We start from the raw sequence: 9,483 nt of genomic DNA, 5'->3' as shown, positions 1-9,483 counted from the left end.
GCATCGTCTCACTCCCGATGGCGGTTGAAGGGTAAGTTTAGGGAGAAGAAGTCTGAGACTTAGAAGTTGATGGTCGAGACTGCTAATGTTCTTGAATAGGGGGTTACAGGAGCGCACATTTTCCCATGATGAAATAGTACCTGAAATCACAGCAGAAATCAAGCGCTTCATGGGATTTTTTTTGAGTGGTGAGAAAGCCAGATAACTCGGTGAGTTACGACGGCGCGTTTATTCAATGGTTTGTTGTATTAATTAAGCATCGTCTCACTCCCGATGGCGGTTGAAGGGTAAGTTTAGGGAGAAGAAGTCTGAGACTTAGAAGTTGATGGTCGAGACTGCCAATGTTCGGGAAAAGGGGGTTATAGGAGCGCACATTTTCCCATGATGAAATAGTACCTGAAATCACAGCAGAAATCAAGCGCTTCATTCCATTGTTTTTGAGTGGTGAGAAAGCGGATAACTTGGTGGGTTACGACGGCGCGTTCATTAAACTGGTTTGTTGCATTAATTAGGCACCATCTCACCCACCCTACGGCTACTACGGCTACTACTACCAGTTTTTGGTTGCGGTTGTGATATCGTGAGTTGGCGTTATCTTCTCGTTAAGAAATTACATCCATTGGTGTCCAGATATTTAAATTTGGTACATGAGCAAAGTCACTATCGTGAGTAACTATATTATCGATGGGAGTAGAATGTCGATTCATTGTCCCCAGATGCAGAGAATCACCTGTCATCAATCCATACTGGGTGCGTTCTCGTTTAGTTTCAACTAATGTTTTTTGGCTAATCCGCAGGACTTTAATACCCAGCGCCAAAATATCTTCAAATTGTTGTTGATAATCTGTTAAATTACTGGCTACTGAGCGGTTACTTGATAACTTATTCTTTAACTTAGAAGCGCTACGACGTGTAATATATCCCTTGTTTACGGCTTCGGCTAGCATCAGTTTATGCAAGAGGTCTGAAAGAATTTGGGTATTCACGTAGGCGTAAACTTCTCTTTTAGCAATACGGTTAATAAATGCTGTACAGGTGGTAGATTTACTCCGAAAGTATAGATCAAAGATAATAGTGTCCACAAAGACCCTTGTCCCTAATGGTAGGTGAGCAAGGTCACGGGTAGTAGCCGTCATGATTATTGGTCGTCATCCTCCCATCCCTCCGGTAAGTCAGCCCAAATTCCACTTAAACGTCTAGCGGCTTCAAGCCTTTCGTGTCGCTCACTTTTTTCTTTTGGACTTAAGCGAGTTCCCCTCTTACCTTTCATCACATCTTGTGGATTACCCTCTTGTCGTACTGTTGGTCGATTTCCTACCCAATCCTTCTCTTGTGCATTCATCTCATTTGAGAGGTTACGAACGGCGGCGTAGATTGCTTCAAGTGCTGCTGTTTGTTCTTGATCAGAATGGAAACCATGAACTGAAAGCCAAGCGCGGTCAAACACTTCGCGTTCTGGCGTTTCCATTTCCTGAATTAGCCATTGAAATTTCTGGGAACGAATATTCTGAAAAGCATCAAGTAAACGCTTGGCGTCAGCAGGTGCTATTTTGCGGGGGTCTTGTAAGAGCAGACGTTTAGCTTCATAGGTTTGCACTTTCAGCATACACCCATAGCTTCGACCTTCTGTATGTCTTTCAATGAAGTTAAATGTACCAAGCATCAAAGCTGCTGTGAGATGCACATCTACCTTAGCATGGGGTCTAATTTCTACGCAGTTATTATCAACCTGCGCCATTGATTCATTTAATCCTAGCACCAGTCGCATTTTGTTAATGATAGGTAGCACCAGAGGAGCTGGCTCACGCGCTTGGAGACGATACCATTCACCCTGCTTACGTCCGCGAGCCTTACAAGTAGTTGTTTTATCAAAACCTTGACTTTCGCCCCAACGAATGTATTGCTCGACTTTTGTTCCTCTTAATTGATTTCGGGGTTTGTCAGCTACGAGTAAGAAAACGTTGAGATGTTCTGGCTGAATCTCAGGCGTTACAATATCGGCAGGACGTAGGATAACGGGTTTGAGAAACTCTGCTTCTATTTCCCACTCTTGAATTCTTGATTCATCTAGGTAAAAGAACTTATTAGCTCCTGTCTTAATACCAAACTGCACATCAGAAATGTTTCCTAACTCCACCAGTTTATCTTGGCATCTTTCTATGATTACCCAATAAATGTCTGGTGCGCGTAGATATTTTCCTCCCCACTTATTACCCACATACTCCCCAAGACTGAAGCCATAAGAAGCTTTTTGCTTTGCATCCGTATTTTCTGGATACTCCCAACCCTCCTCAAGTAAGTCACTTTGCTCTATCGGATAGACTCGATACTCCTGGGTAGTTTGTCTCTGGTTTTGTGCTTCAATATACTGGAAAACTGTAGGTGACAAAACCTGATCAAACGGCACATAAAAAGTAACAAACTTCGCGGTTTGATTCAGTCCCCAGTCAGAATTTCCGTTAGGTGCAGAAAGTAGAGTAATAACTGTGTTAACGTCAGCCGAAGCGAACGACTTTTTAGCTCCATTCTCTAACACCATTTTGACATGACAATGCCTGAGTAACAATTCCTGTAGATCTGATCCATAGTCCACATCTAACCAGGAATTCGAGGTGATGAAGCAGAATGAGCCTTGAGAATTCAAAAGCGATAGACCGTGGAAATAAAAATAAATATAAAGGTCGCTTTTTGAGTCAAGCTTGTGAGCAACAGCCTTTTCCGGCTTCGATGGATTGATATCTTTTTGGGGTTGATATCCAAATAATTTAGGAAAAAGCTGATAGACGGAACGAGCTAGCTTGGCTTTATAATCTTTTTTATTGTCAGTTGTGATATCGTCACGGTCTAAAAAAGGATTTGCAATATTTTCCTGACGCACATAGGGAGGATTACCAATCACAATATCAAAGCCCTTCTGTTCTCCTTCAAAAATTTCGACAAACGCTATGTCCCAAACAAAAGGTACAGTTGCATCAGGTTTGAGAGCAGCACGGGCTTGTTTAATCTGAGATAATTCTTGGTTGAGTGATTTTAGCTGATTTTGCCACTCAGCCATTTGTGATTTCAGTTTTCGAGACTGAACTTTACTGACACCTTCTAGGAGTGGAATTTGCTCATGTTCTGGTTCTTCAAGTTTCCGGTGAATGCTTTTAATTTGTTCCTGAATCCTGTGTTGGCAGTTATCTAAAATATCGCGGAACAGTCTAAGTTCCTCTTGACGAATGTCTCGATCCGAGTTGAATTCACAGGTTTGATCATTATTGTAGAATTTCAGCTTTTCTGTTTTCAGGCGAGTAATACGACCTTTGATAGCTGGTGCAATTCTGATAGAACTCCGAATTTGTCTAAAGTCAATCCCACCAACTTCTTGTACTAAACTGTCTCCTGGTCGAACTTTAAAAGTAAAGTTGGGTAGTAGGGGTTCACGTCTGATATATAGTTCCTCAGCCGGAATTTCTGCATCTATAATCAAAGCCAACCATAGCCTAAGTTCAGCGATACGGCAAGCCCAATCCATGACATCTACCCCGTAAAGGGACTGACCAATAATACGCTTTTTTCGCTCATAAGCTGATTCTTCTCGGTTTAACTGTTGATTAACCCGTTGTTGCAAATCATCTAATACTGAGAGAAATCCGACTAAAAATGCACCAGAACCACAGGCTGGATCAAGTAAAGTAAAATGACGCAATTGATTGTCTAATTTATCCCAAAGCTTCGCCTCGGCTAACTTTTGGTCAGCTATAGCTTTTTCCTCTGACTCTAAGGCTAATATGACTTCATATAATAGGTTTTTATAATTAACCCCTAAGTGATGAGTCAAATAATCCACCAAAGACAGTCGGCACATCAAGTCAATTTCAATACGAGGTGTATAGAAAATGCCTGCATCTCCCCGTTCATCAGCTTCATTGGAGACATTCACCAAACTTTCATATACTTTACCGATCATGTCTGGATCTACAGCCACTTCTTGATCCAGTGGGGTGTCTTCGTTAATCGTGAAATTGTATCGTTCTAAAAAGATAAGAACTTGGGCAAAACGTCTGTCAGTTATGGAAAAACTATATTGTCGATCAAGTTCATTTTCGCGAAATAATCCTCCATTCAGGTAAGGCGCTTGTTGTAGAATGGATTGTATCTCATTGGGGAAGTGACGATGACCTCCATGGAAACGATTATTAAATGCATCAAAAAATAAAATATTTAACCACTGATTAACAAAGGAGTTAATCGGTTGATTTGAGTTTTGATAAGTAGACCAAAACCTATGCAAAAATTCTCTATTGTTCCCTAACCACCCTTTGCGCTGGATAAAATAAAGGAACATTAATCGGTTGAGGAACTGCAAAGCATAATCGTGCGCCCAATGACTGTCATGGGTTTGTCGGGTTAGGTCATCTTGAAGGATACTAAAGAGAGCTTTATATTCTTCAAAGAATTGCTGAGTAACTGCTTCAACATTAAAAGCTTGGTCGTGAAGAAGCTGAATATCTAAGGGATAAGCTTGAGGAATCTGTTCTAAATCGAGTAGGGCTATTCTTTCTGAAGCCGTTCTGAGACCTTCGGTTTCAGCAACTGTAATTCTACGAAACAGTCGTCTTCTCTGAGGATTTCGGTTATCGTCTGATTGTCCCTCGTCACCAACTAGCTTGACATTGATAAAATGCCACTGATCTTGCTCATTGTTAGAAAAAACAAATAGGGCATAAGGATGATTGTTCAACAGTTGATTAACCACGGTACGCTCATCACCCACTAGTAATCGTCGAGACTGCAACCGTGCATAAATAACGTGAAAATCATTTCCTCCAGACGCCAACAAAACTGGATCTTCTGCCAAGACTTGTGAGGCAGTATCCGTCCACACCCGCCGAGACAGGGGTTGATTTTCTCGCTCGTAATTCAGTTCAGACCAAAATAACTGCTTTAGTGGGTTTAAACCCCGCAGCGAAGAAAGAAGATCTAGAATAGATTGCTGAAATTCCCGTTGGTGCATGATTATTATCGATAGGGAAGCTGTTTAAACTGCCTCTTTCAATGTAACTTAGTAGACTGATATCTGGCATACCTGAGTCAAGATACCCAAAATAACGGTAAGTGGGGAGGGGTCATAAAGCTTGATGGGTATATTCTATCGTTGAGCCGCCTTGCCCACTCTACATAAAACTAAGTTCACAAACAACCTCTCAACTCATGAACGCGCTGCCATTCTTCAGGCGTCACCTTATAATTCGTCCCATTAGGTACGCGAATCACCCCCAAACCCTTCAACACCGCATCTTGTTTTAAAGCGTCCCGCAATAGAGGCTTCTCTAACAGTTTCGTCGTAAACCGAATCCGCGCTTGCGGCTTGCTTCCCAAACGAGTCTTGTCAATCCAATAGCCAATATCTGGGACTTTATCCAACAGTTTAGGCGGTTCAATAATTTCCGCGATCGCATAAATCCCCGCATCCTGTCCGGCTTTCCAAACCAACACCCCATCACCCGCCGCCATATCCTTAGCGTAGCGAGTCACCAACCAGGGCATTTGCACAAAATCGCGAATTGCATCAATAATCCGGTAATACTTGGGATTGCCTTGAAAAAGCCAGTATGCCATTCCTTCTCCTGCTCCAAAAAATACCTGTCTAACCCATCCTGATCAAGCCTAACCTAAGCTCAAAACTCTGCAATACCTTGATTTTACCCCTCCCTAACCCTCCCCTTGGCAAGGGGAGGGAACTCGAACGGTAAACAGCCGAGATGCTATAAGTCCTCACAAATAAAGCGACGCCAGTTGTAAGGCGTCGCTTATAATGATTAAAAATAGAGGCTAGCCTCTGGCTAACCTCTAATCCTAACCGGCTATTTCGTTTCCGAGAATTCAGCGTCGATGACATCATCACCACCACCGGATTCACCACTGGGAGCCGCACCAGCTTCAGGTCCACCCGCACCACCGGGAGCAGCACCGGGTTCTGGACCCCCCGCTTGTTGATACAAGTTAGCACTAATGCTGTAGAGTGCTTGTTGCAATTCTGTGGTCAGCGTCTTAATCTTCTCATCATCTTCCTGAGAAACCGCCTCACGCAGATCCTTAATCAAGCCTTCAACCTTCGTCTTATCTTCTGCTGAGACTTTATCACCCAACTCATTAATCTGCTTCTCGGCTTGATACGTCAGAGAATCGGCTTGGTTCTTGCGATCGATTTTCTCACGCCGCTCTTTGTCCGCCGCTGCATTGGTTTCGGCTTCCTGAACCATGCGATCAACGTCTTCACTGGGTAGGGTAGATGCGCCTGTAATGCTAATCGATTGCTCTTTACCCGTACCTTTATCCTTCGCGGTAACGTTCAGTATACCATTGGCGTCAATATCAAAAGTAACTTCAATTTGGGGAACGCCGCGCGGTGCAGGGGGAATCCCATCCAGACGGAAAGTCCCCAGACTCTTGTTATCGCCAGACATTTCCCGTTCACCTTGGAGAACGTGGATTTCGACGTTGGTTTGACCATCCACAGCCGTGGAGAAGGTTTCTGACTTCTTAGTAGGAATAGTGGTGTTGCGGGGGATAATCTTGGTCATCACACCGCCCAAGGTTTCCACACCCAAGGATAGAGGGGTAACATCAAGGAGCAGAATGTCTTTAACTTCACCCGCCAAGACACCCGCTTGAATCGCTGCACCAATTGCAACCACTTCATCGGGGTTCACGGTTTGGTTGGGATCTTTACCCAATACCCGCTTAACTACCTCTTTTACCGCTGGAATCCGGGTGGAACCCCCGACTAAGACAATCTCATCGATCGCACTCTTATCGATTTTGGCATCACGCACCGCATTCTCAACCGGAATGCGAGACCGATCAATTAAATCTGCACAGAGTTCTTCAAACTTCGCCCGAGTCAAGGTCATATCCAGGTGCTTGGGACCTTCCTGGGTAGCGGTGATAAAGGGTAGGTTGATTTCAGCTTGGGTAACGCTGGAGAGTTCAATCTTGGCTTTCTCCGCCGCTTCCGTTAACCGTTGCAGGGCTTGCTTGTCTTTGCGTAAATCAATCCCTTCGGATTTCTGGAATTCAGCGGCGAGGAAATCGACTATTTTCTTATCGAAGTCGTCACCACCTAAGTGAGTGTCACCAGAGGTGGATAATACTTCAAAGACACCATCACCGACTTCCAGGATGGATACGTCAAAGGTTCCACCACCAAGGTCAAAGACTAAAATTGTTTCGTTGCTCTTCTTGTCTAAGCCATACGCCAGAGACGCCGCTGTGGGTTCGTTAATAATCCGCAAGACTTCAACGCCAGCAATCTTACCCGCGTCTTTCGTGGCTTGACGCTGGGAGTCGTTGAAGTACGCCGGAACCGTAATCACGGCTTGAGTCACGGTTTCGCCCAGGTACTTACTGGCGTCATCGACCAGCTTCCGTAGCACTTGAGCCGCAATCTCTTCTGGTGCAAACTGTTTGCCTTGAGAGGGACAATCCAGTTTGACGTTATCGCCAACTTTGAGGACTTTATAAGAGACTTCGGTAGCTTCATTGGTGACTTCGCCATGTCTACGTCCAATGAAGCGTTTAACCGAGTAGAACGTATTTTCCGGGTTCATCACCGCCTGACGTTTGGCGATTTGACCCACCAGGCGATCGCCATTTTTGGCATACGCCACAACTGAAGGGGTTGTACGTCCGCCTTCTGCGTTAGCAATCACGGTGGGTTTACCCCCTTCCATGACAGCTACGCAGGAGTTTGTCGTACCTAAGTCAATTCCAACTACTTTTGCCATAAGAGTGTTCCAAGTTCGCTTAACTACAAATACTGGTGAAGTCGGGGAGCGTGACTGTTGAACCAAAATCTAGTTCAATCAGCAGCCAATGTGAGCTTCAATATCCTTGGTTCGGCTACCAACCTCTATACTGAACGCGGTTAGCCTGTCTCATGAAGGGGGGGTTCCCGAACCTGAGATGGGACGGTTCGATCTGGTGATTGCTCGTTCCAGTCGCTATCCCAATTACCAATCATCAACCATGAACTTCGTGCTGATTTCTTTCGCTGTGTCTAATGTAGGAAACTCTAAGGTATCAAGGTTTGGGGCGAACCGTAACGAATCAGTTGTGTTTGCCGTCTGTTACTCTATTAAGGCATCTGTGCCCCTTCTAGACTGGCAAACGTTAGTCTTAAGCACAACCCAGGAATCAGTGGTTAAATACTTGATTTTGACCAATATATCGGGCTATTATATAAGGTTATTTTAGAAGTAATCCCATGATTTTTGTCTCCTAGCTCACCGATAACTGAACAACAAAACCCGCCCTGATTAAAAGCCTGGTTACAGATTGACTGAACGATCGCTCAAAAACCCGACTGCAATCCTAAACAAACCAACGCTAACAGCCCGCCTGTCAAATAAAACGCACCGACAATTTGGGTTTCTGACCAACCGCTTAATTCCAAATGGTTATGAAACGGTGACATTTTAAACAGCCGTTTACCGACTCCAGCCTCATCTTTTGTGGCTTTGTAATAAGCAACTTGGGCAATTACCGAGATCGATTCCCAACAGAAAATGCCACTGAGAACAAATAAACACCAAAGATTCTGACTCAATAATCCTACCGCCGCGAGAGCGCCACCTAAAGCCAGGGAACCGGTATCTCCCATAAACACAGCGGCGGGGTGGCGATTATGCACAACAAACCCCAGACAACTGCCACTGAGACAGGCACAGAACACCATTAAACCCGGTGACGTTGGGGCAACGATCGCAGCCAGTGCCAAAAGCGCGATCGCACAGGTTCCTCCAGCCAATCCATCCACCCCATCGGTAAGATTCGTGGCATTACTTTCAGCCGCCAGAACAAACAGCGCCAGGGGCCAAAACAGTAATCCTAAGGGTAAGACTATCCCAAACGGGAGTGCGATCGCGGTAATACTAATCGGTTGACTTGCTGCCAGCCAAATACAAAACATCAACCCCACGCTGATCTGTAGTGCCAATTTCAGGCGAGGGGAAATGCCTTTATTAGAACGGCGGCGGATAATTTGCCAATCATCCAACCCGCCAATCATCCCGTAAGCCAGGGTCACAACGGATACAACTAAAACATTCACAAACTCTTGCCCTGCCAGTGCCAATCCCGACCAAACTAGAGCAACTATTACCGCCACAGGTACAAAAAACACCCCACCCATGGTAGGGGTTCCAGCTTTTTGTAAATGAGTTTGGGGTCCATCTTCCCGGACAATCTGACCCATTTTCAACGTTTGCAGAAACGGGACAACCCAATATCCCAGTGCCGCTGTCAGCACTGCACAAATCAACAGAGGCAACGTCATGGAGACTCCGGCGAACAGGGAGCGTTCCCCCAACCCATCTAGAATCAATGATCCCAGACTCAAACCAACGGCTAGTAACGTCAAGAGGCTGGAACCCGTTAAATTAAACGACCGCCCAGAAGTTAATTTTGCGTCTATCACGGACAAAACATCCCTTTATC

At 44.8% G+C, this 9,483-nt stretch carries 5 protein-coding genes; all 5 read right to left on the bottom strand.

All coding sequences use genetic code 11. From position 1 onward, the window contains the following. Positions 1-602: 602 nt before the first annotated feature. Entirely contained in the window at positions 603-1,082 is a 480-nt protein-coding gene (locus RIB93_RS16235) for a type II toxin-antitoxin system VapC family toxin (RefSeq protein WP_446373769.1), read from the bottom strand. 56 nt (positions 1,083-1,138) lie between these two features. Then, entirely contained in the window at positions 1,139-4,999 is a 3,861-nt protein-coding gene (locus RIB93_RS16230; RefSeq protein ID WP_446373768.1) for an Eco57I restriction-modification methylase domain-containing protein, read from the bottom strand. 176 nt (positions 5,000-5,175) lie between these two features. Next, entirely contained in the window at positions 5,176-5,604 is a 429-nt protein-coding gene (locus tag RIB93_RS16225; protein ID WP_446373767.1) for an EVE domain-containing protein, read from the bottom strand. Between the two features lie 245 nt (positions 5,605-5,849). Further along, on the bottom strand, positions 5,850-7,772 hold the full coding sequence (gene dnaK, locus RIB93_RS16220; RefSeq protein ID WP_446373766.1) for a molecular chaperone DnaK: 1,923 nt from the start codon (positions 7,770-7,772) through the stop codon (positions 5,850-5,852). A gap of 566 nt (positions 7,773-8,338) precedes the next feature. Continuing rightward, a complete protein-coding gene (gene mraY, locus RIB93_RS16215; RefSeq protein ID WP_446373773.1) occupies positions 8,339-9,460 on the bottom strand; it encodes a phospho-N-acetylmuramoyl-pentapeptide-transferase in 1,122 nt (373 codons plus the stop codon). Between the last annotated feature and the right edge of the window lie 23 nt (positions 9,461-9,483).

It is taken from the genome of Coleofasciculus sp. D1-CHI-01, from assembly GCF_040218875.1.
In the GTDB taxonomy this organism is placed as follows: domain Bacteria; phylum Cyanobacteriota; class Cyanobacteriia; order Cyanobacteriales; family Coleofasciculaceae; genus Coleofasciculus.
This window is presented reverse-complemented; position numbering and strand designations above follow the sequence as displayed.

Coding starts and splice junctions, on each gene's coding strand:
- RIB93_RS16230 (WP_446373768.1), bottom strand. CDS start 4,999: ATGCACCAACGGGAATTTCAGCAATCTATTCTAGATCTTCTTTCTTCG.
- RIB93_RS16225 (WP_446373767.1), bottom strand. CDS start 5,604: ATGGCATACTGGCTTTTTCAAGGCAATCCCAAGTATTACCGGATTATT.
- dnaK (WP_446373766.1), bottom strand. CDS start 7,772: ATGGCAAAAGTAGTTGGAATTGACTTAGGTACGACAAACTCCTGCGTA.